Here is a 25,682-nt window from a genome sequence, read left to right on the forward strand (position 1 = left end):
CATATTCAGGAAAGCAGCTCAACACGGAGTGAAAGCTATGCTACCCTCCCTCGATTGCCTTATGCAGCGAAAGGAGACGTCATGCGGACCGGAACCATTCAAGCCAAACTGCAGCGCCATGCGGCGGGCCAGCCTCTGCGCGTGCTCGATCTCTTCGCAGGCTGTGGCGGCATGTCGCTTGGTTTTCATCGGGCCGGTTTTCAGATCGCTGGGGCCATCGAATTCGATCGCCTGGCCGCCGCCTCGCATGCGCTGAATTTTGAAGGCTGCACCCTGGACGAGGTCACCGCTCCCGGGGCGAATTTCGCAAGGGACATTACCGGCACCTCCGCAGCCGACGCCGTCGCGCACCTTGATACGCCCCTGGCCGAATCCATTGACGTCATCATCGGCGGCCCGCCCTGCCAGGCCTTCGCCCGCGTGGGTCGCGCCAAACTTCGGGAAATCCAGGATCACCCGGACGCCTATCTTCGCGATCCGCGCGCGCAGCTCTATCTGAGTTACCTGGACTATGTGCAGGCCCTGAAACCCTTGGCCGTCCTGGTCGAAAACGTTCCTGACGTTTTGAATCACGGTGGACTCAACATTGCCCATGAAATCAGCGAGACCCTGACGTCGCTCGGCTACGACTGCCGCTATACGCTGCTCAACAGCGTGCATTATGGTGTCCCGCAGATGCGTGAGCGGATGTTCCTGCTCGCGCTGCGGAAGGAATTGAAAGAGACCATCGTCTTTCCGCGTCCCACGCATTTTTTTCAACTGCCCAGAGGCTACGCGGGGACAAGGCGCACGGCTCTCAAGACTTTGGAAAAGCTTGCCCACACGGACAGTTTTTTTCAGGAAACACCGCTGGCCGATGCCAGCCTCCCACCGGCCGTGACAGCAGCAGAGGCCCTGGCCGATCTGCCTTTGATCACCGCGCATCTGGACGGTTCCTTAAAGCGCGGCGCAAGGCGTTTTACGCAGAGCGTTCCCTATCGCGACATCAGTCCCAGCGCCTATGGGCATCTGATGCGACACTGGCCAGGGTTTGAAACTCCCGGCGCGATCAGTGATCATGTGATTCGCTCGCTCCCGCGCGACTATAGAATATTCCGCGCGATGCAGCCCGGCGATCAGTATCCCGAGGCTGTGGCCGTTGCTGAAAGATTATTCAAAGACGAGGCCAAACGTCAGCGCCTGACCGCGCAGTCGAAAGCTTATAAAGAGCTGCGGAAGGATTTTGTTCCGCCGTATGATCCCGGCAAATTTCCCAATAAATGGCGGAAAATGGCGGCGGACGAACCGGCCCGCACACTGATGGCGCATCTGGGCAAGGACAGCTATTCGCATATACACTACGATGGCCAGCAGGCGCGGACCATTTCGGTGCGCGAAGCGGCTCGTCTGCAATCGTTTCCCGATGGTTTTCGTTTCGTGGGGACGATGAACCCGGCCTTCAAACAGATTGGCAATGCGGTTCCACCCCTCATGGCCTATGCACTGGCGCAAACGATCAAGGCCGCCCTTGATAACGTGGCGGCGAGGAGTCCTCATGAGCGACGTCATGACCCGCGAGCAGCGAGTGGCCTGCATGCGGCGTATTCAGGCTCGTCACACGGGGCCTGAGCAGAAAGTTGAGGCGCTGCTGGAGCGCTGGGGTTTTCCCTATCAAACCCATGTTCCCCATCTTCCCGGCCGACCGGACTTTGTCTTTCCCGAGCGGTCTTTGGTCTTATTCGTACACGGATGCTTTTGGCATCGGCACAGCTGTCATGAAGGTCAGCCCTGGCCCAAGCAGAACGAGGGATTCTGGCGTCGGAAATTAAGCGGCAACCAGGCTCGCGATCTCCGGCTTCAGGCAAAGCTCAGGCTTTTGGGCTGGAAGGTGGGCGTGATCTGGGAATGCCAGACGAAGAAGCCCGAGCATTTGGAACCGCGGCTTTTGAGTTACCTGCTTCATCCGAGCTGATCTGGTGGGTGATGTTCGCTTGCGCTAGAATGGGATATGCGCCAAGGACGGCGCGAGGACATCCCATGCGCCGGATATTTTCTGAAAAGCCTCTGCTTGCGATTCTCGGCTGTTGCTCCCTCGTGGCGATTGGTCTTCTCGTTTATTTTTTAAGCGGCATCGTCATCTTCGGAGGACGAGTGGCCTCGGACTATAACCGCCCGATGGAACCCGTCTGTAACGGCTGGTACGAAAACGAGGTCTTCAAAGACCACCGCACCCCCGAAGCTCAGGCCGCCTCCCCTATCCGCATCCCCAGCTGCGAAGACTCCGTGAAACACCCTCGAAAAACCGAGATGCTGACCACCGCGGAAGGTCTGCGCGTGCGTCTCGTCATGCCCGAGATGCCCGCGGCTCCTGCCATCTGGCTGCACCTGCATGGCATCACCGACAGTTATCTGAACGGCATGCGCTTCACTGATCTCGCCCGCCGCGCCGGTTTTGAATTGATGCTGCTGGAGCTGCAGAATCATGGAGGCTCCGACCGTCACAGTCAGGGTTCATCCTGGGGCTGCCGCGAGAAGTTCGATCTTTTTGCCGCGCTCAACTATCTGCAAAGCAGGTGGCCGGGAAAGCCCATCCTCCTTTCGGGAACATCCATGGGTACCATGACCATCACCCAGGCCGTGCTGACCCGTCCAGAACTCTTTCAATCCGTGCGCGGTATTATTTATGAATCGCCCCTCTCGACCTTCAGCAACCTGACCGATCGGGTCTGTCTGAAAATGGGTTCCGTGTGTTACTTCGTGTTCGGTAAAATCGTTCCGGCCTTCGCCAAACTCCGCACCGATACTGACTTCGACAGCTGTTTCGCGAGTCATGCGGCGCCCACTGCGATTCCCACTGAACTGTGGCTGACCCAGGAGGAATTCAAAACCCCCGAGCAGATCGCGCTCGCTTCCGATATGCCGGGCCATGCGAACGTCAGCGTCCGCATCTTCCCGCGCGGCACGCACTCCGCGTACTACAGCTACAACCCCGAGGACGTGGAAAAAGCCCTGCAGGAGTTCTGGACCAAGGTCAAACCCGCAGCTCCTGCCCCTTAACCGCGTCATTTCATCCATGTTCTGGGAATTCCGGGGGTGTTCTGTTCCGTGCCATCCCCTTGAAATGATTAACCCGTATGAGCCCACAGAACACTTCGTTCTTTGAGCCTTGCGAGCTTTTTCGCTTCCTGTAGGATGACCTTAGTGAAGGAAATTACGTTAGCGAGGAATGCCTTATGAAAATCGTTCAATCCGCTCTACTGGCCCTTATGTTCTTTGGTCCTGCCGTGATCAGCAGCTCGGCACAAGCACAATCGTTCGACTGCTATGCAACGCAAAATGAATCGGAAGAAGCCGCCTGCGCTCTTCTCGGAACCGCACGCCTGGCTTTCAATGCCTTGAGTGATCTGGATTCCAATGCCGATGTGCAGAACGCCCGTCGCTATGCGCGAAACATCATCACCGGCAGCAACACCCTCGGCGAACTGCTTTACAGCTCGGCCTCGGACACTGCGGTTTTGAACCAACTCGATAAACTCAGGACCCTCGTGCTGCAGCTCGACGCCACCAAGCGCAAGCTTGAAAACCGTTATCCGAACAATAACGAGCTGAGCACGCGTTTGACTCGCGTTCGTACAACTTACTACTATCTGGAAGGCTTGCTTCTTCCAGTTGAAGAGTGAGTTTCGATAAGTATATTGAGAATCAGGGATCGCCTGCTAAATCACGAAGGTTGAGGAGCATTCCTTCGGGTGAGCCCCTGGTTCTCGCTTTACTCCATCCCCCCGTAATCCCCCGCTTTTTCCCAATTTCTCAAGTTTTCCACGCAAAGGTCCGATAAGACTAAGACCACACTGCCAGGAGTCAACCATGCGACTGCGTTGGACTGAGCTTATTGTGTCTTTGAGCCTTTTCACGTTCTCCTGTTCAGGCGGGAATTTCAACGGCGGCTCCAGTCAAGGAGAAGCGCCGACAGCTGGCAGTATCTCCGGTTCGGAAAACTCGATACCCAACGGCGGCACCGCCGATGGCGAGCCCGCACCCTTGCCCCCGGTGGACAAGGTCGCCGAGCTGAAAGATAAATGCGCGAAGGCTCAGGAAGCCAGTTTCAAAATCGCGGAGCAAACTCTCAATTATCCCGAACGAAAGACCTGCAGCTTTGGAATGAATTCCAATCTGGCCCGTAAGGACGCCTTTGTGCAGGCTTCCGAAGTCTCCCCAGGCACCCTGACTCTGCCGGCCGGTGAAATCTGTGCGATTGACATCGATTCGCCTGCGGATGCACGGCTTCATTACGATGACTTTCTCATCCTATCCATCGATCAGCGCATTGTCTTCATGAGCAACAGCGGTCTTCAAAATTATCTGGATGCGCCTCAGCAGGGCATACTCACCTGGGATTTCACCAAGGTCGTCGGTCAGCCCATCAAGAACTTCGAAGCGGCCTCGTACTGCCTCGGCAAAGGCAGCGCCTGCGTTCTTCCAGGTCATGACAAGGAAGGCCCGGTCGCCCTGCATCTGACCGCCAACGAGATCGCGCCCATCGCCGCTTCGCTTTCGGGGAAAGCCTCGGTCTCCATGGACCTCACGGCGACCGGGGATAACGATGACACCGACTGCTATCACACAGCGCTGTCCGTCAAAGTCAAAATAAAATATCTTCCCTAATGCGTTCGATAGAAACGCCTAAGACAAGGAGCTGCCTCATGCTGCTGGAAATCGATTTTGCCAAGAAAAAGAAAAAACCGGCGCCACCCGCGGCTATCGTCATGCCGCTCTATCCGGGGCTGCCCGAGCCGCAAGCGAAGAAGAAGAAAAAAGATGTCGAGCATCTGACGCTTTCGATCTAGAGGCCTAATCTTTCCCAACGAAATACTCAAATCAGCCAGCCAGGACGAACCTTTCGTCCTGTATTTTTTTGGGCAAACCCCCGGTCTTTTGCCAGGATTTCCCGGGCCGGGGCGGCCGCCGCTCCCACACTCCGAAACAGAGCGTTACGGAGTCAGGAGACAGGCATGCCCATCAAAATCGGCTTCATCAACTTCACCGCGCTCGATGCGCCAGCGCCTACGGAATATGCCGCCTATAAGAAACTGGCCCGCATTCTGGAACCTCATGGTCATGTGAAATCGCTCGCTGAATCGCATCCTCCCATGCCGCCCATAAGATTCGAACCGCCGGCGCTGAACCGCACGCCAGACACGCGCCTTTATAAATTGGCCGCGGAACTCGCCCCCTGGATGGATGAGTTCCATCACCGCGTTCTGGATCGCGCCCGGATTCACGAGCGGCTCAAGATGATCGAGCGCACGCGCTTTCAGAATGATCTGGCGGAAATCAAATACTATCGGCAGGTGGATCGCCTGCACGCCTGGATCACCGAGCTTCTTTTCGAACGCATATACCAGCGTGTGGGCCGCAATCTTCAGATGTTCGACAAGGTCGCGCAACGCGAGTGGCAGGACCTCAAACACTGGCATGAGGTGCATAAGGAGCAGAGGCTGAAAGAGGCGAAAGCCTATCCTGAGCTGCATAAAAAAGAGCTGGTCCATCCCTATCGCTTTGAAATCAAGCTTCCCAATGATAAAAAAGCCGTGGAATTGGGCGAGGAACACATCCTAAAGGAAAGGCACATCGTCCAGGAGGCCCGCCTGCATGCGCATCAGCTGCGGCTTGTTCTGCATGACATCATCTTTGATGAGGTCAAGCAGGAGCTGAAGCGCCAGTACATGAACCGTCGCGATCATTATGAGCAGCAGGGCCGCTGGCACATGCATGATGTCCTGCGCGCCTTTGATAAGGCCTGGATGCATGCCTGGGACAGCCGTGACACCTTCCGTGAGCTGGTCCGCCGCGGCATCTTCAAACAGGCCGAGCTTTATCCGAAACTTTTCAAGCAAAGTCTGGTGGATCTCTGGGAAACGGAAATACGCGAGCCCAATGAAAAGAATCATCATCAGAAGTTTCAGGTTCATCTGGATGCCGAGCGCCGGCAGCAGAAATTGGTCCAGCTTGAAACCGAAGCTGGGCGCAAACTGCTCAAAACCAACAAGGTCGAACTGGAAAACTATCGCCAGGTCAGCAGCGAGCATATCGAAGTGGTGCAGGATGATAGCCAATGGCAAAAGCACGTCCTGGTGGAACGCAGGGATCAAAAGAACCTGGAAAGCCGGGAACACGTGAATGATGCCAAACGGGTGGAAAGCCAGGGCTACCAGCTGCTGGCCGGTCGCATGGTTCCGCAGCCGCGCTTTGGCATTGATGCCGACATCGTTACGCAGGTGCCGCTCGCTTTGGGCGTCAACGGGGACCCCCGCGCGCCTGAGCACGTCGTGCCCACACCGATTCGCATGATTCCCGCGGAGCAGAAAAAGAACTGGCAGAAGATTCATGCTGAGGCGGAAGAGGAGCTGCGCGGGGTTTTGTCGAGCGACATCAGCGGCTGGCATGAAAAGACTCAAGGCATTCGGCAAAACCTCGCGGCCCTTGATTATGCCGAGCAGTCCACGCGGGAAGTCCAAAGGCCCGAGCCCCAGACCCTGGGCGATATTCCCGGGCGCGAGGATACCGTAAAGGCCAGCGCTCGACTGGAATCCGTTGCGGAATCACGGACGGCTCTTTCCACGGATGCCCAAGCGGATCTCCCGAGTCCTGGCCCGAAGAAAGACCAAAAGGCGTCGTAGTCGTCTGTTCGTGTCCAGCCGCGGAGTTTAAGGATAAAAGGATTCAGGCGACCAAGGCTTTTTTTACGATCTGGACCAGCATATCGTGGTCATAGGGCTTCAGGACCCAACCCTGAACGCCCAGAGTCTTGGCTTTCTTCAGCACACCGACTTCGCGCACTGACGTCAGCATCACCACCGGCAGGTCCTTCCGCTGCAAACGTCCGCGAATGATCGCCAGCATCTCCAGACCGTCCATATTGGGCATTTCCACGTCGCTGATCACAAGGTCGGCCCGACCACCATTCTGCAGAAAACGAATCGCCTGGGCGGCATCTGCGGCCTCCACAACGTCGAATCCGCTTTTGCTCAAAAGGCTTCGGGTGACACTGCGCACACTGGGGGAATCATCGACGATAAGAACCGTGCGGCGACCCACTCCGGCGTCGGCCAGACGATCTTCGGCTTTGTGAAAACCGCCTTTTTCAGCCATATCGTAATAACTTTCGGCGGCTTTCTTATCCACGGGCACACCCGGAGCGCCATTTTCATAGATGACGCCAAGGTAAAGGGCCGCGACCGGATCACCGGCCTTGGCGGATTGCGCATAGAGTTTCGCAGCCTCGGCGGGACTGGCCTGCGGTATCAAACCCAATTCATTGAGCATGGCCAGGGCGCTTTGAGATTCCAGATTGCCGTTTTTGGCTTCCGCCTGCAATTCTTCGATTGGTCTTTTGGTATACTCCTGACCCATGAGCTTTGCCCTCCAGCCCCGCCATCGACAGGACCCGAGCCGGCCTTGAGGCGCTCAGCCCGTCGCGCCTTATTTTCCCTTAGAAAACGGAGTCTTACAAGGATTCAGGAGGCCTCCCGGCAGAATTCCTTGAGCACCTTGACCAGCTGAATTTCATGCCCGACATGAATTTCATGACTGGCGCCTTTGATTTCCTGAAGGGACGAACCGGGCACGAGCTTATGCATGCGCCGCGTGTTGGAATGGGGAACAAGGCCATCCAAGGATCCGTAAACGAAAAGAATGGGCACGTCCCCCTCTTTCAGGCGTCCCCGTATGGTGAAGCGTGCGGCCGCGACCAGCTGCTTCAGCACGGATTCCATAGGCAGCCCCTCCTCCTCGCGAATCGCAGCCCATTTCTGCAAAATTTCCGGGCCACGGACTTTGGCCACGGCCGAAGGTATGGTGCGAGCCAGAAGAGCCTCATGCAATTGCCCGCGAATCCGTCCGATCACAATATCCTTGATCGCCAGGGGATCCAGGCGAAAGCCCGGGTAGTCCGCGCTCGATGCATTGGCAATCACGAGGGAACGGCAGCGCGCGGCATGGCGGGAGCCGAGACGCAAAGCCACCATCCCACCCAAAGAAAGTCCAAACACATGTGCGCTTTTTATTTTCAGATGATCCAGAAGGGCGACGCAATCGTCGGCGAGATCATCCATGCTATCCGTCCACGCCATGGGCAGACTGGTGCGGCCGAGACCGCGCATATCCATCTGAATCACTTTAAAGGATTTGGCGAGCCGCTGTTCAAATCCCAGCCAGTATCGGGAGGAACGGCCGAGTCCCCGCAGCATCAGCAGCGGCTCACCCTTGCCCATGGTTTCATAATGAATCTGACCGGACTCTCTTTTTAAAAAAGCCATAAAGCCTCCGGGACGAACTTATCTCTTTGGGAGCAGTTTAACCCAGGAGGCTGATTGCACAAGAAAAATTTCAGAGAAGGGCTGCCTTTCGCCGCTTTTGGCGATAAAGCAGCAGCTGCTCCACACTCAGGCCGAGGAGCGAGATCCAGATGAGTCCAAAGCTCAGCATGCGATGCGAATCAAAGGGTTCGTTATAAAGAACGACGGCGCAGAGCAGCTGCAGGGTCGGCGCGATATACTGGAAAAACCCTAGGGTCGAGTAAGGCAAAAGCCGGGCCGCAATCCCGAAGGCAAAGAGCGGAATGAGTGTGATGATGCCGCTTAAAAAGAATAACGCATGCTCGCCAGCGGAAAGGTCGGTGTAAAAATGCGTTCCGGGATAGTGGCGATGGATAAGAAAAAAGGCGATGGGCAGCATCAGAACAGTTTCCAAACCCAGGGAAAACGCAGCATGCAGCGGCAGAAGTTTCTTCACCATCCCATAGAAGGCGAAACTGCCGGCCAGGATCAAAGAGATCCAGGGCACCTCACCATGCCCCAGGACGAGAATGGCCACAGCCAGCAAAGCCAGGGCAAAAGCCATCCAGCGGACGATGCTCAAACGCTCTTTAAAGAAGAAAATCCCGATCATGATATTGCCGAGCGGATTCAGATAGTACCCAAGGCTCGCTTCCACGATGCGGCTCTGCGTGACCGCCCAGATATAGGTGAACCAGTTGATGGAAATCAGAAGGGTCGCGACCACGATCAGCACGAGCCTTTTTCTATCGCGCAGGAATTGCAGCTGACCACGGACAAAGGCCCGATAGAGAAGGCCCAGGGCGACGAGGATACCGCACGACCACGCCACCCGGAAGCCGAGCATGGCCTCGGCCGGAAACCGCAGCAGCTGCTTCCAGAAAATCGGCGTGATGCCCCAACTCACATAAGCGATGATTGCGTAAATACTGCCTGCAAAGCTGCTCCGCGCTGCTGCCGTTTCCGTCATTCCATGCCGTCCTGAAAGTTCTTCATAAAGAGGCGCGCCACCCGCCATGCTTCATCTTCGTTTTGGGGATAATCGAGCAGTTGGTAGAAGGCCTTGAGCTTTTCCAGACGGTGCAGTTCCAGAGTCGCGCTGCGGAAGACCTGCCAAAGGGCCAAAAGCAAAAGGGTATAGCCGCGCGGCAGGCTTTCAAAGTCCTGACCGTGAAAGCCCCAGGCTTCGCGGGTGAAAGCAAAGTACCTTTGCATGAAATTTTCAAGCTGCGGCATGAAATCCTGCAAAGCCGCGCTCAGGCTGTCCTTGTTCTGCAGTCCGGCCGCGTTCAGCATGCGGATCAGGTAATCGGGAAAAAAGACCTGTGCCCCCATGCTTTTTTTCAGAGCCTGGGCCAGGCGCTGGTCCGCGCTCAACACAGCCGACGTTTCGACCAGCGTTTCAAGGCTCAGAACATCCCAGGGCAAATCCAGAGGACGGCCTTCCAAACCGGAATGCAGATCCCGCGCGTAACTTTCCATCGTCTTGCGCAGCTCGACGAATTCCGCATCCGCGATCTCAAGCAGCCCGGCCAGGCGGGAAAAGCGCCGGCGCACGGGCTGCGGCACGGCTTCCGGATATTTGTAACCCAGATCGTGTTCAATCTCGGCCCAGGCATGCTGGAGTATCGTTCGAATCTGGATCTCAAAGGGAAACTTCGCGATCAGCTCATCCCCGGGGGCCGAAAGACGGCAGACATAGTGCAGCGAACGATAACCGAAGCGACTCGGGTCTTCCTGGAGGCGCTTATCAATCGACTTCTCCCAGTCCACCGCGAAATGCTTTTCGATCAGATGCGCAACGCTTTCGATATTGTCTTCGAAATAAGTGACCACCCGCAGGCCGATCACGTCGGTGATATCATCGAGGCTTTTATAGATGCGATCCGGTCGCGAGGCCTTCTGCACGAGGCTGGCAGCGGTTTTGACTCGGGAACTGATGTCGTGGACGGGTATACCGCTTTCATCGAGCAGACGACTGAGCCGCCGCTGCAGCTCGACCGCCTGCTGCTCAAGCCCCGGCCGGTAGCGGTGGTAGGCGTCGATGAGTTTTTGATCTTGCATAGGGACTCTCCCAGCTGACCTTGCGTACTTCAGGTGCTTGATTAGATAGTATGGATGGACTCCGAAGGCAACGCCAACATTCAGACAAAAAAAAGCCCGCCCCCGAGAAGGGGCAGGCCCGAGAGGGTATAAATGCATCAGTGGCTCGTGAAAACGACGTCAACGTTGAAGTATTGATAGCTTGGGCCTGGGCCCTGCAGAAGCAGCAGCATGTTGGGGTTGTCGTGCATCTGGTCCGGCCCTTCCAAAACTTCGTCCCCGCTGCGGGTTGCAAACCCACCATACTGTTTCCGTTCGGCGCGGAAGGGCTCGAAGTCCGATTTTTCGTCCACAGTCTGGCTCGGCCTCAGCTGGAACAGGGCCTCGGCCTCGTCGAAGGTCAGGCTGGAGTTGTAGGCATCCTTCACCAGCATATATTGAATGGACCCCAGGGCAATTCCATTGCAGGTCGGTGATCCGTCATCACCGATTTTGATGGTCTTCAGACAGTCCAGGTGAAAAACGAACTGCCCGGCTCCCATGGCCGTCAAACCCACGAATTCAGTTTTCCGAATCCGAAAACCAGGGGCCTCCTGCCCTTCCATCCCGGCAGCCAGAAGGGTTTTGCTGCCTTCACTCGGGGCCGCATCGCTGCGACTCACCGTGAAATAAACATTTTCCGCGAGCGAAGGCGTGCTGGAAAGCTGATGATCGACATGCACATCGAGCGATTCCAGCGAACCATCCACGGCTTTGAAGCGGAGCGTATCGCCCGTCTTCCAATCACTTTGCGCCGAGGCGCTATGAAAAACCCGGTCCCCTATCTGAAGTTCCTGAATCGCCACGCGACAACCGATGGCCTCATCGGACAGCGTGATCCTGTTATCCTGGAAGGTTTGTTCGATCTGCCCTGTGCAGTTCACCAGGGCGAATTTTCCGCTCGCAGCGCTGAGGCCGTCTTCCAACTTTAAAAAGGCTTTGACGGTATGTTCGGGCGCCAGCCGCGTATCGGTTTCCTGTTCGTCCTTGTCTCCTTCTTCCTTATCCATGTTCTTCAGCGCCTCGGGGTCCACGCCACAGCCCACCATCAGCTCCAGCAGCGGCACACCCAGCAGAGCACTCAGTTTGTGGAACATCGGACGCATGACGATGACTCCGGTGAAAGCGCCTCACTTGAGACTTATGAATTCGATCGGGCCCCAAAGATGTCGTCTGAGTTCGGCATTTAACCCCCTGTATTGACGAGATTCCAGGACATCTTTTCAAAGGGGTAAGACGAAGACCCTTGGGTGAAAAGCTGGATTCTGCCCTCGGGAAAACATCCCAATCCCCCGCCCCTTCTTTCTTACCGGAATAAAAGTCACGGCGCGCTGTCCCTGTATTCACTCACAAAGATCAGCTGAGGTTTATGCCGAGGGCCCCGGGTCCGAGAGTTTTTACGTCTGACACTTTTGAGGAGTTTGTGTTCATGGGAAAGAAGAAAGATAAAGCTACGGAAAGTAAGAACGAGAAAGCGGAAAAGTCGAAAGCCGAAAGTTTTCTTGATAATCTCCGTCCGACGACTGGCAAGTCTGAAAATACTAGAGGAACAGGCAACACCAAGATCGAGACCAACAAACCAGCTATGAATGATAAGACCAAAAAGGCTGTAGCCGGCGGTATCGTCGCTGTAGCCATCGGTGCGCTGACGCTCGTGGGTCTGAACATGACCTCGACGCATGCACCGGATGATCCTGTTGTTCAGCAGGCGGCGCCAGCGGCCCTTGCCATCGAGCAGCAGCCTGCTCGCGCGACGAGTGAAGCTGCAGCGGCCAGCATGCTGCCACAGCCTCTGGCTCCCCAGAAGGCCCGTTTAGCGGAACCTTCGAAGGCCTCGACCGAGGTGGCGAAGCCGAGCAAAACCAGCACCAAGAAAAGCGCCAAGCTCGCAAGCAAGACCAAGGGCAAGGAGACTGTGAAAAAATCAGTCGCCAGCGCGAAGAAGCAAAAGGCCACAGCGAAGAAGCCCAAGAAGACACTCGCAGCCAAATCCATCGATTGATCTGAAATCGTGGAGCCTGGGTGAAGGTTCGCCTTCCCCAGGCTTTGCTCATTTTCAGACCAGGATGCGCGACCAGGAGTCAAGCGCCGATGACCTGTTTGATGAGCTGACGCCGACGCAGGTTCATCAATTCCGTTTCAATCTGCCTGGGCAGGAAATTGAAGTAAACGGAACCGCTGGTGGCCCCACCCATGGTGAAACCCTCGTGCAGCGCTGCAACAATTACGGCTCCCGGACTGACCGGGCGTCCCGAGTTCCATTCGATCAGCGCCCCGATACGTTCCGGCAGGCAGTTGCTTTTCTGCCATTGGGAAAAACGAGTGGATTTGCCAATACTGCGAAGGAATTCCACGGCGTCGTTGGCTTGCTGCAGATAAAGGGCATTGTTGAGGAAGTCCTGACGTTTGGAGTTGAAGTCTGCAGCCAGCGGAGAGGTGATACCATCGGCGGTAAGATGAGGCACTTTCTGTACCACCTCATTGAATTCCTTACGCATCATATAAGGTCTCCTTATTCGGACAAAGATTCACTCCAGATGGATGACAACTTCAGAAAGCAAAACTGCCAGCGGATTGATGAGAGGATCATGAACCATGGAAAGGACTTACTTTTTAAGAGGAATTGGTCGAGCTGGAATGAGTCGGAAAAGCTCAGCCGTTCCTGGGACTTGGGAAGGCCGCGCCGGGCCTGCCGCCTGGGCCGGGGCTTCACCTTTAGGCCTGATCTGCCGATATCTCCAGGGTCCCGTTCCGATTCCGTGCCATCTGGGAAAGGGTGACGCCCTTGGATAACAAACAGCTCCAGTCTTCAAAAAAATTTATCATCAAAGATTCAACGCGCAAGCGCTGCAAGATCTTTGCGGCCGATGAGGCCACTCTGCAGCAATTCCGCCCCATCAGCCTTGAGCTTTTCGCTTATCTTTGGGAAGTACCGACCATCGAGTTCTCGATCTACATCCGTGTCGAGGAGGAGATGATCGAATACATTCGTCCCTCCGAACTCAGCCCCGAGCTTTTGCAGCACGTTTGGGCAGCATCCCTGAAAGATAACGGCGGCGTGGAAGTCTTCATCGCGAAGAAGGACTATCCAAAATTCGAGCATACCCTTTCCTACGTCCGAACGCGGAAGATCAATGCCCTTTTAGAGAAAGACCCGTCCCTTGACCGCAAGACTCTGGAGATCTTCAGCGACCTCAGCGGTGCGAGCCAGATGGTTCTGCGCGGCGGCGTGAATAAGCAGGTCGCCGAACGCGTGAAGAGCGCGGCGGCCTTCATGGTGAATCAACTCATGGCCAATGACCTGGCCATGAGCACCCTCAGCCGCATGATCACCATTGACCCCTCTCTTTACGATCACAGCGCCTCCGTTGCCATGTTCTCGACCATCATGGCCAAGCAATACATAGATCCGAAGCTGCCCTTCAAGGACGCGGAAGTCATCGCCCAGTGCGGCATGTATCATGATGCAGGGAAATCTTGTATTCCTAACGCAATTTTGAATAAGCCTGGCGCTTTCACCCCGGATGAATTCGAGGTCATGAAGACCCACGTCCAGTTCGGGCACAAAGAGCTTATGAATGCGATTCAAAACGGAGCCCCGATCGACGAGATCGTCGCCCGCGTCGCGCTGGAACACCACGAGCGCTTCACCGGCAAAGGCTACCCCGCCGGCAAACGCGGCCGTTGGGAGGAAGATCCCGAACTCGGTATTCACGTCTATTCGCGCATCATTTCGATCGCAGATGCCTATTCCGCCCTTCTCATGAAGCGCGTCTACAAACCGGCGCTGCCTGCTGAAAAAGCTCTGGAACTCATGGAACGCTCCGCTCCAGATGACTTCGATCCCGAGATTTTCAAACCCTTCGTCGATGGTGTTCGCGTGAGCCTTGCTACCTTGAAAAAACGGAAGGATGTGGTCGAGGCGAACACCGGCGCGATCTTTATGATTGATTCCGATGAGAAGCTGGTGAAGCAGATCCAGGAGTCGCGCAAGCAGGCAACTGCCGCTGTGAAAAAGTCGAGTTGACCGTTTCAACATCTAATCCCATGATTTCGGCAGTATAAGGCCGGAGTTGAGCTTTTTTTCAATTAGAGCTGAAGCTCAATTGATCCCTTTTCCCCTCGATGCCCCTCGCACCGGACTCCCGGATTTCCCGCATCCTGCGCTACCATGCGGCCTGTACGCGCAGACAGAGTGGAAGCGCCCACAGGCATCAATGCGGTGACCTATTCCATTGAATGCACCAGGTCGCTGATTAAGGACGTCCTGAAGCCGACGTTTGACAACTCAGAGTTTGGGGTGCCGACTTAGTGGGCGTTTAAACACTTCTCTCGATAATTCCAGCGAATATAGCACCTGGATCAGCGGTATCTTCGGAGAAAGCGTGGATGGCTCGCAGATGCGAAAGCAGGGAATTATAGTCTCCAAAGTCGAGCGCAGCCGTCAGATTTTGGGCTCTGGCCAGCATTTTAATGTAAGCCGCTGGCTCACCAGCTCTTGTCAGCTTTCTCATGGCATCAAGGTAATTTCCGCGATAGACGGTTGTAATGATAATGGGCAACTCCCCAACTGCAAGCAGCTCACGGTTCATAAAAATTCGACTGAGTCGACCGTTTCCATCGGTGAAAGGGTGAACCTCGGCTATTAAGAACTTGAGGAAGGCTGCTCGTGAAAACCCTTCGGGCAGGGCGCGATATAGATCAAATGCTACTCGCAAAGTTCCTTGCACAAGCCCCGGCTCTACGAAAGCCGTTGATCCCGCGAAGTTTAGCTTTTGTTTGAATTCGCCAGGATAAAGCCCAGAGTGCGATGCCATGAGATGTTTATGGGTACTTTTCAATTCTTTCTGAAAATCGTCGTATCTATCAAAGGCTGCAGGCTTCTGCTCAACGTTTGTCCTGAGTAGTTCAAAAGTGGCCTTGACATCGTGCCCATCGGGCCTGTGCGGCGGGATTTTACCGTAGCGCACGATTTCGAGCGCTTCGGAGATCTCAAATTTTGTTCCTTCGATATAGTTTGAAAAATAGGCATCGAAAAAACAAAGGTTCGTCACGCCTTCACTTGTTATTTCTTTTGGCAACTCGTGCCGTTGGATGCCTCCCGCATTTACTCTAAGACTGCTGAAAAGCGTCTCGAAAAGCTTGAGACGCCCGGGATCGTAAGGATGGCCCTCGGCCCTTTTTTTGGCGAGATCGCTTTTAAGCACACCCTTTGCAGGACTCTCCCCTGAGAGAGCTTCCACGATCGCGATAAAGCGCTGAAGTGAATTCTCAAGCCCGAGCTTGTCAGCGATTTGTTCCATGATTGGAAGGCGCTCTTTTAGGGCTTCGATGCCGGACCGTCTTATCCTGGCGTCGATCTCCTCCTCTAGCGTTTCCTGGGGTAAGATCCGGCTAAAGCCATGGGCCTTGGTCGGCCGCAGGTTTTCCAGCCAGGCTCGTTCTGGTGAGGCGATGAAGAGTCCCTGGCCGATAGGCATATCCCCGTGCAGTTGCCCCTCGGGAGCTTCGACCAGGTGCACGATTAGACCAGGAAGTCTCACTTTTTTGGTGTAGCTGTAGCTGAGTACAATATGACCTTCTCGAGGACCCGTTTCTATTGCGCTCCTGTGGCTTATGACGGCTCCGGGATAGAGGTGTCCGAGTATACGGTAAAGGTTCTGTAGCAGGACCTCCTCAGGGCGAGCCTTCGAAGTCGTGTAGACAGTGGGGCAGAGTTTTTTCAGGCTCCCGTCTTTGAGGGCGGGAGCCAGGAGGCGGTTAATGGCAGCTGCTTCGGGACCCTCGCCACCAGTAAGGAGAATGTCTCCCTTCAATTTATCTCTGAGTGTCTTGTGCAGCATGGTGCCTGGCTCCTTTTTCCAAAAAGAAGATGGTTCCAGGAGAATATCGGATAAAATTATCCAAAATCAAGGCAATATTGAATAAAATTTTCCAAATACCCACCGCAGATGAACCCAGACTCAAATATCCAATAAAAACGGTATTGTACGGGAAATGCGCGGACAAATTTTCCAGAATGAAGTGCAGGGGGGAAGAATATCAGATAACATTTTCCAAATACATGTCGAATGTGAATTAAATTTTCCAACATACTTGGTGAGTCGCATGGCTCCCTGCGCATACTAGACCACTAAGATAAAGAGCTGGTCACGGGCTCGCGACTGAGCCACGTACTGCAAGTGCTTGTTCTTCCTTTCATATTCTATCAATGCCTTCTTATTCGATCGAATCCAGTCGGGAACTGGAGTCTTCTGCTCGTTATCCTCAAGAATAAACACAGATTCGAATTCCAAACCCTTGCTATTGTGCATAGTTAAAAGACTGACCGCCCCCTCATCAGCAAGGGGATTGTCCCGCTCAATAAACCGAACATCAATTCCCGCATCTCGAAATCGGGATTCAGCTTCTTCCAGAGTTCATCTAAATCTAGCGATCACAGCCAGACGATGGCGACCTTTCTTGTGCAGCTCCAAAGTTACTTCAACCAGCCAATCCATTCTCTTCGATTTTGACGAAAATTTCCTCATCTCCGGAGACGGACCGTGCCTCAAAGATTTCGGCAAATCAATCGCCTGCAATCCGCAATCGATGAGAGTATCATGGGCGACTTTGCTGATTTCTTCGGTCGTCCGATAATTCACATAGAGCTTAATGCTCCTCTTGCCGGCAACATTGATCCCGAGTGCTTTCAAAGAATACCCGGGGCCGTAGATTCTTTGCTTACCATCTTCCAACAGGGTCAATTGATTTTCGCCCGAAGCCTGCTCGGCAAGGAATGCCAAATCCACGGCTCTCAGATCCTGCACCTCATCGACGACAATGGCTTCGTCATCGTGCTTACGCAATTTCAGGTCCATGGCATAATGAGCAACCAATTCAAAAGGAATTTTCTTCTGCGCCAGCGCCAGCTGCCAGGCGCATTCATAGATATTCCAAAGATCCTCTTTTTGTTCCATCGACAGTTGGATAAGAGCACCCTTTCTCGGAGCCCGAACATAGTCACCAACCGATTTCAATTGCTGGACCGCAATGATATCCACAATTTCCCGAAACACTCCTTCCATCATTTCCTTCGTGTGCGGCAAATGTTGCGGTTGCAGTTTAGCGAATCACCTTCCGATGGGACGCTCCGCGGTGAGGGCGCGCGAAGAAGGGTTGACTCGAACCCGCCACCTGCCGCAGATAGGGTCTGGTGAAAAAATCTTAGCCCGGAGCACCCCCTCATGAATCACCTGGATACTCTCATCATCGGCGCAGGGATGGCTGGTTTAACAGCCGCGCGCCTACTGACCCATCGTTCCGAGTCCCTGGCCCTGGTCGACAAAGGCCGCGGCGTGGGTGGACGTGTGGCCACGCGCCGATGGGGTGACGCCCGAGCGGATCATGGGGCCGCGTGTTTTCGCTTGCAAGGTGAAACGCAGAAACTTTGGAACGACATATACCCGGGCCTTTCTTTGCAAGACGCACCTCACGAACTGGACCCTGGAGCCTGGACCTGCCCGGCGGGCATGAGCGCTCTGCCGAAAGCGATGGCTCAGGATTTGCCAGTAGAGCTGCAGCAAAGCATCGAAACGGTCGAACGGAAGGATGAAATCTGGATTGCACGCAGCAAAGAAGGGAAGATCTGGACCGCGCACAAGATCCTGATCACAAGCCCGCTTTGGCAAACTGCGGATTTTTTTAAGACGACGCAGCCGCAGCTGGGCCTGGAAATCCAGGACCTCGCCCGCCTTGTGGAGTATGAGCCGCAGTGGACGCTTATCATAAAGCTGCCTTCCCCTTCGCAAAGCCTGGGCGCGGTCTATCAAAAGAATCCACATCCTGACATCGCCAGTCTTTACGATCAGGGCCGCAAGGGTCTGCCCCATGCCGCGGGACTTTGGGTTCTGCATGCAAGCCAGGGCTTTTCCGCGACGCATCTCGAAGCCGACCCTTCATGGGTGATGGATCGCATGATGACCGCTCTGCGCTCGCTCGGATGGAAGCTGGAAAACGCGGAAGCCCAGGCCCATCGTTGGCGCTATGCGCGGGTGAAAAAACCACTCGGACGGAGTTTTGTCACCTTCGCGTCGGCACCAGGATTATATCTGGCCGGTGATTTCTGCCTCGGTTCCCAGGTCGAGCTTGCAGCCCAAAGCGGATGGGCCGCGGCGGATGCCCTGTGATCATTTCGTTTTTAAAATGTTTCGTACATATTATCGAGTCTTATCATTTCATGGCTCCGGCTTTAAAGTCCCCAGGAGATTAAACCCATCGTCGAAGGTCTTTGAACCTTGGGAGTGTCGTACCATGAATCGACCTTATGTTCGTTTGGATCGCAACAACGCGGCCGTGCTTCTCGTGGATCATCAGGCAGGTCTTCTGTCCCTTGTCCGCGATATTGAACCCGACAGGTTTAAAAACAATGTCCTGGCCCTTGCGGATCTTGCTCAGTATTTCAAGCTGCCCACGATACTGACCACCAGCTTTGAAGACGGGCCCAACGGTCCCCTGGTCCCCGAGCTGAAGCAAAAATTTCCTGAGTCCCCTTTCATTCCGCGTCCGGGACAGATCAACGCCTGGGATAATGCGGATTTTGTGAATGCCGTGAAGGCCAGCGGCCGGCGCCAGCTGATTCTTGCCGGCGTCGTCACCGAAGTCTGCGTGGCGTTCCCGGCGCTTTCGGCTCTTGAGGAAGGCTTTGATGTCTTTGTCGTGACGGATGCTTCAGGAACTTTCAATGAACTGACGCGACACTCGGCCTGGGAGCGCATGACCGCTGCAGGCGCTCAACTCATGACATGGTTTGGAATCGCCTGTGAATTGCATCGGGACTGGCGCAATGATGTCGAAGGGCTCGGCGCGCTCTTTTCCAATCACATTCCTGACTATCGCAATCTGATGACCAGCTATGCATCCATGAAACCCCGTTCCTAGACCCATCAAGGCCCTGTCTGCTGTTGGAAAACGCAGACAGGGATGTCGCCTCGCGAGGACTTTTGAAACGGTTCGCAGTATGAGGCTGGCATCTCGCAACGGAGAGGCGTAGGATTTCTCTGGAAGGCCTAAATCAGGAGGTCCTTATGTTCGCACTCATTTCGCTGGCTGCTGCCCTGACCATGGACCAGCCTATTCATTTTGATGAATGCTCCCATCATGCCCCGCAGAGCGAGCTTCGCATTGGTCCCACGGCCCTCGGCCCCTATGGTGTGGAATGGAAGACCACCACCTACTACGGGACCTGCGTGGCCTACGAGGTTCTGGACCTTCGCGACGATCGCTTTCTGACGACAGGATCCTTTGGTCCCGACTGCCCGAGTGGGCCGCCCATGATGCTGGCGCCCGAGGTCCTTGATAAAGATTCACCCGATTACCAACCGCACCTGGACGCCTGGATCGAGACGCTGGATCACGTGGCTCTGGGATATGCCTGTCATCCTCCCCAGCCCGAGTTGGAGCCCTTGATCGCGTATCTGCAGAAGCTGAAAGCCCGGCAGCTGGATTAGCGTCACTCCACTTCCTGCATGATCGTTTCCGCCTGAGCCATGCGTATGGAGTGATTCTGAGTTTTATCACGGCTTGATCCGATCAGAAAAAGGATCAGGTCGTCCAGCTGCAAAGTTCCCTCGTTCAGGAGCATTGCCGTCATATCCCGCACCATGCGCGATGTCCCCTGATTACGTTCCAGGACCCGCGGAATCACACCCCAGAGCAAAGATAGACGCTGATAGGTAGCATGATCCGGCGTGAACGCATAAATGGAAGAGCGTGGCCTCTCTGCTGCGATCAATCCTGCTGTATATCCTGTGCGGGTGAAGACGACGATGGCCTTGGGATTGAATTCGTGAGAGGCATGCGCGACAAGACGAGCCATGGCCGAGGCCTGCGGCTTTGCAATCTGATCCGCCAGCGGTAGACAGCCGCGTTCGAAAGGAAAGAGGTTCTGCTCGGTGGTCTCTGCAACCGCTGCCATGCTCTCGACAGCATGGACCGGGAAATTTCCTGCGGCCGTTTCACCGGAAAGCATCATCACGTCGGTGCCGTCGAGGATGCTGTTGGCGATATCGGTGACCTCGGCCCTTGTGGGCGCGACATTCATGATCATCGACTCCAGCATCTCCGTCGCTGTGATCACGGGCTTTCCGTATTGATTGGCGAGCTTGATGATCTTTTTCTGATAGAAGGGAATCCATTCCAGGCTCGCCTCCACACCCAGATCACCCCGAGCGACCATGACGCCGTCTGAAACCTTCACAATGTCGTCCAGATTATCCAGAGCTTCCACGGTTTCGATTTTGGAGACGATCGGAACATGGCCGCCTTTTTCCAAAAGCCAGTTGCGGAGTATTGTGACATCTTCGGCCTGCCTTACAAAGGACAGCGCGATGTAATCCACCCCAAGCGCGAGGCCCAGGACAGCGTCCTCGCGATCCTTTTCCGTCAGGGATGGGATACGGGTCTTGACTCCGGGAAGAAAGAGACCTTTGCGCGAGGATACAGCGCCGCCGCGATCGACCAGACAATGGATCTCTGTTCCTGCGACCCTCGTGACGGTCAAACGAATGCGGCCTTCGTCGATCAGAATTTTATTCCCAGGCTTAACGTCGAGGTGCAGTTCGGTGTAGGAGGTCGCAAAGCGTTCCGCGGTCCCTTCGATCGGGCTGGTGGTCAGGATCGTCGAGGCTCCCGTCACGAGTTCCATGTGATTGCCGCGTATCAGTCCCAGACGAATTTTAGGACCCTGAAGATCCTGCAGGATGGCCACCGAACGTCCGGCTTTTTGTGCAGCCTCGCGAATGCGTCCGTACATGGATTTATGCCAATCATGATCGCCATGCGAAAAATTAAGGCGAAAGGCATTCACACCCGCGGCGAGAAGATTTTGCACCTGGGCTTCGGTTTCCGTCGCTGGACCAAGGGTTGCGAGAATTTTTGTATGACGCATAGGAATACTCCGCAGGAAGGGGAACATTAATTGCAAGTCGCCTTTGGGGGACCGCTTGGCACCTCGGCCGAACGGATGATAGCATTTTTCCCCGCGACTCGGCTCACGTTCACCAGCATCATTTTGCAAAGGAGATCATTTATGGGTTACCCCGCACAAGACCTTCTCCTGCCAAGGTCTGCGATCCAAAGCTGGCCCCGGAAAGCTGGATTCTTCCGAAGTCTGGATTACGAGAACATAGCGCGTATGGCCGGCATAGTGGGGCTCGGCTTTCTGGCTATTCAAACGCTGAAGATGCTGGTGCGCGGCAAAGCCCGTTGAACGCACGACCCATCCCTTTTTGCGACGCTCAACTCTTGACCGCCTTCAGCAGGACATAATGCAGAAGGCCTGTGCGCAAGAGTTGGCGGGCTGCGGCCGCTGTCGCTTCGACTTTCCACCAGCCGGCTGAACATCGCTCCCGCCCCTTCAATTCCCCGCGTCGTCGCCCGACAAAACGAGTGAATCCTTCGAGCACCTCGCGATCGAGATTCTCGCATTCGAGTGCATGAAATCCCGCGGCGCCGAATAAGTCTGGCAGTTCCTCTTCGGCCACCAGACTCGCGGCGGGAATAAGGGCGCCTGCGGCAAGCTTGAAAACAAGGCTTTTTTGCCAGGATTTTGCCTGGGCCCAGTTTGACCCCATGACAAGCGTGGTGAAAGCGAGGCGGCCGCCGGATCGCAGTCTTCCGCTGCTTCCTTCAAGAAAAGCGCGCAAGCCAGTAAAGTGATAGGCCGCATCCACGACCACTATCGCATCGTATGACGTGTCCTTTGGCCAAGGCATCTTTTGCGACAGAATCGAATTCAGATCGGCCTGCCACAGATCACGCAAGGCTTCGGGGCGATCACTGTCCAGTGAAGCCAGAGCCCGCGTCTGCCGTTCGATGACATCGACCACCCGAACGCCAAAGACCTCGGACCAAACGTCAAGGCTCGCGCCGTAACCACAGGCCAGTTCAAGCAGAGTGTCGGAAGGCCCGAGTTCGGCAGCGCGACCTACGCGGCAGGCCAAAGCATGGCAGGCCGCACTGTAATCAAGCGTCCTGGACCAGTCGCCCAGATTCGACCAGGGGCGCCTCGAAAGTCCTGCATCGAGCAAATTCGTCGGGATCGCGAGTTGCTCCTGGATCTTCCGTTCCTGGCGATTCACGGTGTGGCACCCAGAATATACTGGGCCATGGTGCGATAGCCGGCCTCCTCCGCCTTGGGTTTTTGCAGCCAGGGTGTTTCCATACCAAGCTGCTGCGTGACGGCCATGGCCGACCGCACCGCGGATTCCAGCAAAGGCACGCCTGCAGCTGCCCAGGAGCCGCAGAAGAAGACCCGGCGATCAGCTTCGGCATGCAAACGTTGCAAATCCTTCCAGGCTTCGCGATTGCGCGCAGTCGTGACCGCTCTTTGCAAGGGGAGGCGGCTCATGATCGTGCCCGGCGCGAGCGGGAGTATGGGATTCCATGTTTGAAAAATCGGCTCAGCCTGAGCGAGGGAAGGTTCGACCGGATTCACCCACACGGTGAACATGGATTCCTTGAGATCCCGGCCCATCAGGTAATTCAAAGCCGTCCAATCGCTCCTGCGTTTAGGCATGAAACGCGGATCGCGATGAACGACGAGTTCCCCCGAATCAAATTCAAAACGTCCGAGCACATCCAGTTCGCGCGCGAACAGCTCACGATTTAAAAAAGCTGTTTGATTCGCCTGGGTCGCAAGGATCACGCGATCGAAACGCCCGCCCTGCCCCGCAAGGTTTTCCACGACGACGCCCGCTGCATCGGGCTCCAATTTCGCTACGGGGCTGCCGCTGCAGAAGTTCAGATCGCGACTGAGCGCATCGGCAAGCATGCGCGTGCCGCCCTTGAAACGAAGAAGAGGCAGGCCGTGCAGAATCTTGTGCAGGAGCAGAAGCAAATCGCGCGCCGGCCATTCCAAAAGATATTGTTCCCGACAGGTGCAGATGGTCGCGAGCAAAGGCAGAACGAGGCCACGGAAAAACAAGGGATCGAAGCGATAGCGCCTTGCGACCGAGCCCAATGTTTCCGTTTGATCGCCCGATTCAACCAGTTCGCGCGTGCAGGCGCTGAGTTGACGAAGACCGAGAATGATTTTCCAGGTGCTCGGTCCGAGATAACGCCATGAGCCCACAAAGGGCAGGCCGGTCTTGCCGATTCCAAGACGGCTGGTGCGAAGCCAGGTGTCCTGATCAAGCCAACTGCAGCTGACGAACGTATCTACGTTGAAAGTCGCGACACCCACACTTTCGCTCAGCGCCAGCACATTGCCCCAGGCATGAGGGCTCATGACGCGCAGAGGCACGTCGACCCAGCCTGATCCTGCCGCATGCGCAACATCCAGGGTGTGCGCGTCCATACCGCGCCGCGCCTGGCTTTCAAAAATAGTGACTTCATGACCAGCGCGGCGACAGATCCAGGCCGCCGCCAGCCCCGCCATTCCACCTCCGATGACGCCTATCCTTTGCTGCATGGGCCCTCCCCGCTTTCCAGCACCTGCTTTTCCTGTCGGAAGTTTCGCATAGTCCCGGGAGAATCTCCAAGGTCTTTGTGCAAGGGGGACGTTATCGGGACTTCATACGCGTATTGGAACGCATGGCCAGGACAGCAAAGCCGATGACTGCGATTTGAATGGGAAGGAAGAGGATATCAAGCTGTGTCTCGGATGGGCTTGGGATATGCAGGCCACTGGGGTTGAAGCCTGGGGGAAGCGGATAGCGGGACAGAACAGCAAGGGTCGTGACGACCAGCGTATCGGCAAAACCGAAATAATAAGGAAGAGGATGGCGTTTTTTGTGAAGGTGATAGAGGGCCACCATGGAACCTAAGCTCAAGGGTTCGAGCAGAAGATAGGAAAGACTGTCGAAGGCTGGCAGGGAAAGAAGCGCCAGGCGATAGCACGCATGCGCAAGGACCCACTTCAGAGGCGATGAGCGAAAGATGAAAAAACCGGAATCGAATTGCGTCGTCTGGAATTTTACCTTGGCCATTTCCTGCAGGAGCCAGACCAGGAGCACGATGCATAGCACGCGGCTGACCCTTCCGCGCAGGGTGCCGCCGTCCGGGCTGAAGATCATGATGAAGATATTCGACGTGACCGCGAGGTTGATGTAAAGCGTGAACCCGCGCAGACTTTTCGCTTGCCTTGCCTGTGACAGGGAGACGAAGGTGAGCAGGGAACCAAGACCCAAAGGCATAAGGAACATGAGTTTGATGAAACCCATGGTGTCGATCGCATCAGGCGAGGGTTTCATCGCATAGTGCACCGCCGCGACGAGCGAGAGGATGATGACGATTCCCAAAAGAATAGGCCGGGCGAAACTTGCGAGGGTGCAGACCAGCGCCACGGCAAGGGTCGCCATGAGACCGTCCCAAAGGAGCAGAGTCATATCCATCGTTTAAAATACTGTGGATTGGATGATTTTAAGATCGCTGATGAGTTGGGCCAGTTTCTCTTCGCGATGCTTCCGCTGCTTTTCGGTCACCATTTTTTCCATTTCAATCCATAGGTTAAGCTGCCGCGTCACCTGCCAGTCTTGATACATGGCATAGCGTTCACCCCTTATATTCGGCTGGCGCGCCCAACTTTTCAAAAAGGCTTCGACGCCGCCCTCTTTTACTTTCTCTTTGACCTGGCGCAGGAATTCCTTTTTGATCTCGACCAGGATGCTGACCTCGCGGGCATAATCCTCCTGGCTCATCGCGGTGATGGCGACGATCCTGGCTTTCTGCTCATCCGTCAGTGGACCGACCCAATTTTCCATTTTATCCATGATCTCGTCCTGAAGATCACGATAAGCCTTCTTGAATTTTCCCGGAGGCAGCTGGACGATTTCCACGTAGTCCTCGGAGTCCTCTTCCAGCGCCTTTTCAAAATGATCAAACTGCTGCGGCGTCAGCTGACGGAATAATTCAGCCGCATCGGCGGCCATTCGATCGGCCATGGCATTCCAGAGGGAGCGGGAGCGTTCATCCAAAAGGTTTTTCATATAAGCCGGATCAAGGGGAGCCTGCGTCGCGCGTATGCGTTCGATCTCCAGAATGAGCCCGGGAATCTGGGTCTCACCAAACCAGTTCAGATGGGTCTTGCCCTTTTTGCTGAACTGTTCGTACTGCTGGTCGGTGAGATCGAAATAATGATCCATCTTTCGCATCAAAAACCAATCGAGCTGGCTGATGATGACCTTTCGCAGCGAGCATGCGGACAAAAGAGTGAGGCAAGCCAATGCCATCAGAACCCAGCGCAGTAGTTTTCCCTTGGACATCCTGACTCCTTCGCTCGGAACGATACGCTTCGCAGACCTTAGC

General features: G+C 55.3%; 27 protein-coding genes. 13 read left to right on the plus strand and 14 right to left on the minus strand.

All coding sequences use genetic code 11. The annotated features are described in order from the left end of the window. Nucleotides 1–81 precede the first annotated feature (81 nt). The 7 genes from VFO10_RS11210 to VFO10_RS11240 all read left to right on the plus strand — a co-directional run bounded on the left by VFO10_RS11210 (nt 82) and on the right by VFO10_RS11240 (nt 6,659). Entirely contained in the window at nt 82–1,608 is a 1,527-nt protein-coding gene (locus VFO10_RS11210) for a DNA cytosine methyltransferase (RefSeq protein WP_325140060.1), read from the plus strand. Further along, nucleotides 1,535–1,951, plus strand: a complete 417-nt coding sequence (locus VFO10_RS11215; RefSeq protein ID WP_325140062.1) for a very short patch repair endonuclease — start codon at nt 1,535–1,537, stop codon at nt 1,949–1,951. Before VFO10_RS11210 ends, VFO10_RS11215 begins: the two co-directional genes overlap by 74 nt. Nucleotides 1,952–2,016: 65 nt before the next feature. Beyond that, the gene (locus VFO10_RS11220; protein ID WP_325140064.1) at nt 2,017–3,036 is read left to right on the plus strand and encodes an alpha/beta hydrolase; all 1,020 of its coding nucleotides are present in this window, start codon (nt 2,017–2,019) and stop codon (nt 3,034–3,036) included. A gap of 176 nt (nt 3,037–3,212) precedes the next feature. Further along, on the plus strand, nt 3,213–3,659 hold the full coding sequence (locus tag VFO10_RS11225) for a hypothetical protein (RefSeq protein ID WP_325140066.1): 447 nt from the start codon (nt 3,213–3,215) through the stop codon (nt 3,657–3,659). Between the two features lie 187 nt (nt 3,660–3,846). Continuing rightward, nucleotides 3,847–4,644, plus strand: coding sequence for a hypothetical protein (locus tag VFO10_RS11230; protein WP_325140068.1), 798 nt, complete (start codon nt 3,847–3,849; stop codon nt 4,642–4,644). 38 nt (nt 4,645–4,682) lie between these two features. Further along, nucleotides 4,683–4,826, plus strand: coding sequence for a hypothetical protein (locus VFO10_RS11235; RefSeq protein WP_325140070.1), 144 nt, complete (start codon nt 4,683–4,685; stop codon nt 4,824–4,826). 165 nt (nt 4,827–4,991) lie between these two features. Further along, on the plus strand, nt 4,992–6,659 hold the full coding sequence (locus VFO10_RS11240; protein WP_325140071.1) for a hypothetical protein: 1,668 nt from the start codon (nt 4,992–4,994) through the stop codon (nt 6,657–6,659). Nucleotides 6,660–6,702: 43 nt separating this feature from the next. On the opposite strand, the gene VFO10_RS11245 is transcribed toward VFO10_RS11240, so the two are convergent. The 5 genes from VFO10_RS11245 to VFO10_RS11265 all read right to left on the minus strand — a co-directional run bounded on the left by VFO10_RS11245 (nt 6,703) and on the right by VFO10_RS11265 (nt 11,503). Further along, nucleotides 6,703–7,392: a response regulator gene (locus VFO10_RS11245; protein WP_325140074.1), complete on the minus strand. Its 690-nt coding sequence runs from the start codon at nt 7,390–7,392 to the stop codon at nt 6,703–6,705. Nucleotides 7,393–7,496: 104 nt separating this feature from the next. Continuing rightward, complete coding sequence (locus VFO10_RS11250; RefSeq protein ID WP_325140076.1) at nt 7,497–8,297, minus strand: alpha/beta hydrolase; 801 nt, start codon at nt 8,295–8,297, stop codon at nt 7,497–7,499. 70 nt (nt 8,298–8,367) lie between these two features. After that, nucleotides 8,368–9,285 (minus strand): EamA family transporter RarD, encoded by a 918-nt coding sequence (gene rarD / locus VFO10_RS11255; protein ID WP_325140077.1) that lies wholly within the window; start codon nt 9,283–9,285, stop codon nt 8,368–8,370. After that, complete coding sequence (locus VFO10_RS11260; RefSeq protein ID WP_325140079.1) at nt 9,282–10,379, minus strand: hypothetical protein; 1,098 nt, start codon at nt 10,377–10,379, stop codon at nt 9,282–9,284. Before VFO10_RS11260 ends, rarD begins: the two co-directional genes overlap by 4 nt. A gap of 137 nt (nt 10,380–10,516) precedes the next feature. Next, a complete protein-coding gene (locus VFO10_RS11265; protein WP_325140081.1) occupies nt 10,517–11,503 on the minus strand; it encodes a hypothetical protein in 987 nt (328 codons plus the stop codon). A gap of 323 nt (nt 11,504–11,826) precedes the next feature. On the opposite strand from VFO10_RS11265, the gene VFO10_RS11270 reads away from it, so the two are divergent. After that, the gene (locus VFO10_RS11270; protein WP_325140083.1) at nt 11,827–12,399 is read left to right on the plus strand and encodes a hypothetical protein; all 573 of its coding nucleotides are present in this window, start codon (nt 11,827–11,829) and stop codon (nt 12,397–12,399) included. A 79-nt stretch (nt 12,400–12,478) separates the two neighbouring features. On the opposite strand, the gene VFO10_RS11275 is transcribed toward VFO10_RS11270, so the two are convergent. Beyond that, nucleotides 12,479–12,898, minus strand: a complete 420-nt coding sequence (locus VFO10_RS11275) for a hypothetical protein (protein ID WP_325140085.1) — start codon at nt 12,896–12,898, stop codon at nt 12,479–12,481. Nucleotides 12,899–13,182: 284 nt separating this feature from the next. Between VFO10_RS11275 and VFO10_RS11280 the strand changes: the two genes are divergently transcribed. Continuing rightward, nucleotides 13,183–14,424: an HD-GYP domain-containing protein gene (locus tag VFO10_RS11280; protein ID WP_325140087.1), complete on the plus strand. Its 1,242-nt coding sequence runs from the start codon at nt 13,183–13,185 to the stop codon at nt 14,422–14,424. A 292-nt stretch (nt 14,425–14,716) separates the two neighbouring features. Here the strand turns inward: VFO10_RS11280 and VFO10_RS11285 are convergent, their stop codons facing one another. The 3 genes from VFO10_RS11285 to VFO10_RS11290 all read right to left on the minus strand — a co-directional run bounded on the left by VFO10_RS11285 (nt 14,717) and on the right by VFO10_RS11290 (nt 17,440). Next, entirely contained in the window at nt 14,717–16,240 is a 1,524-nt protein-coding gene (locus VFO10_RS11285; protein ID WP_325140089.1) for a Fic family protein, read from the minus strand. Nucleotides 16,241–16,522: 282 nt separating this feature from the next. After that, nucleotides 16,523–16,813, minus strand: a complete 291-nt coding sequence (locus VFO10_RS31415; protein WP_414697024.1) for a 3'-5' exonuclease — start codon at nt 16,811–16,813, stop codon at nt 16,523–16,525. A gap of 3 nt (nt 16,814–16,816) precedes the next feature. Next, nucleotides 16,817–17,440, minus strand: a complete 624-nt coding sequence (locus tag VFO10_RS11290) for a hypothetical protein (protein WP_325140091.1) — start codon at nt 17,438–17,440, stop codon at nt 16,817–16,819. 183 nt (nt 17,441–17,623) lie between these two features. On the opposite strand from VFO10_RS11290, the gene VFO10_RS11295 reads away from it, so the two are divergent. The 3 genes from VFO10_RS11295 (at nt 17,624) to VFO10_RS11305 (ending at nt 19,885) form a co-directional block, all read left to right on the plus strand. Continuing rightward, nucleotides 17,624–18,565: an NAD(P)/FAD-dependent oxidoreductase gene (locus VFO10_RS11295; RefSeq protein WP_325140093.1), complete on the plus strand. Its 942-nt coding sequence runs from the start codon at nt 17,624–17,626 to the stop codon at nt 18,563–18,565. Nucleotides 18,566–18,689: 124 nt separating this feature from the next. After that, the gene (ycaC, locus tag VFO10_RS11300; protein ID WP_325140095.1) at nt 18,690–19,316 is read left to right on the plus strand and encodes an isochorismate family cysteine hydrolase YcaC; all 627 of its coding nucleotides are present in this window, start codon (nt 18,690–18,692) and stop codon (nt 19,314–19,316) included. A gap of 146 nt (nt 19,317–19,462) precedes the next feature. After that, the gene (locus VFO10_RS11305; RefSeq protein WP_325140097.1) at nt 19,463–19,885 is read left to right on the plus strand and encodes a hypothetical protein; all 423 of its coding nucleotides are present in this window, start codon (nt 19,463–19,465) and stop codon (nt 19,883–19,885) included. Between the two features lie 2 nt (nt 19,886–19,887). On the opposite strand, the gene pyk is transcribed toward VFO10_RS11305, so the two are convergent. After that, on the minus strand, nt 19,888–21,324 hold the full coding sequence (gene pyk, locus VFO10_RS11310; protein WP_325140099.1) for a pyruvate kinase: 1,437 nt from the start codon (nt 21,322–21,324) through the stop codon (nt 19,888–19,890). Between the two features lie 141 nt (nt 21,325–21,465). Here pyk and VFO10_RS11315 point away from each other — a divergent pair, with 141 nt between their 5' ends. Then, the gene (locus tag VFO10_RS11315; protein ID WP_325140101.1) at nt 21,466–21,645 is read left to right on the plus strand and encodes a hypothetical protein; all 180 of its coding nucleotides are present in this window, start codon (nt 21,466–21,468) and stop codon (nt 21,643–21,645) included. Between the two features lie 28 nt (nt 21,646–21,673). Here the strand turns inward: VFO10_RS11315 and VFO10_RS11320 are convergent, their stop codons facing one another. The 4 genes from VFO10_RS11320 to VFO10_RS11335 form a co-directional block, all read right to left on the minus strand. Further along, complete coding sequence (locus tag VFO10_RS11320) at nt 21,674–22,516, minus strand: SAM-dependent methyltransferase (RefSeq protein WP_325140103.1); 843 nt, start codon at nt 22,514–22,516, stop codon at nt 21,674–21,676. After that, nucleotides 22,513–23,847 carry an FAD-dependent oxidoreductase gene (locus VFO10_RS11325; protein ID WP_325140105.1) on the minus strand — a complete coding sequence of 445 codons (1,335 nt, stop codon included), beginning with the start codon at nt 23,845–23,847 and terminating at the stop codon, nt 22,513–22,515. Before VFO10_RS11325 ends, VFO10_RS11320 begins: the two co-directional genes overlap by 4 nt. Before the next feature lie 91 nt (nt 23,848–23,938). After that, nucleotides 23,939–24,736, minus strand: a complete 798-nt coding sequence (locus VFO10_RS11330) for a hypothetical protein (protein WP_325140106.1) — start codon at nt 24,734–24,736, stop codon at nt 23,939–23,941. A gap of 36 nt (nt 24,737–24,772) precedes the next feature. Next, nucleotides 24,773–25,639, minus strand: a complete 867-nt coding sequence (locus VFO10_RS11335; protein WP_325140108.1) for a DUF6279 family lipoprotein — start codon at nt 25,637–25,639, stop codon at nt 24,773–24,775. Nucleotides 25,640–25,682 lie beyond the last annotated feature (43 nt).

Source organism: Oligoflexus sp. (genome assembly GCF_035712445.1).
In the GTDB taxonomy this organism is placed as follows: domain Bacteria; phylum Bdellovibrionota_B; class Oligoflexia; order Oligoflexales; family Oligoflexaceae; genus Oligoflexus.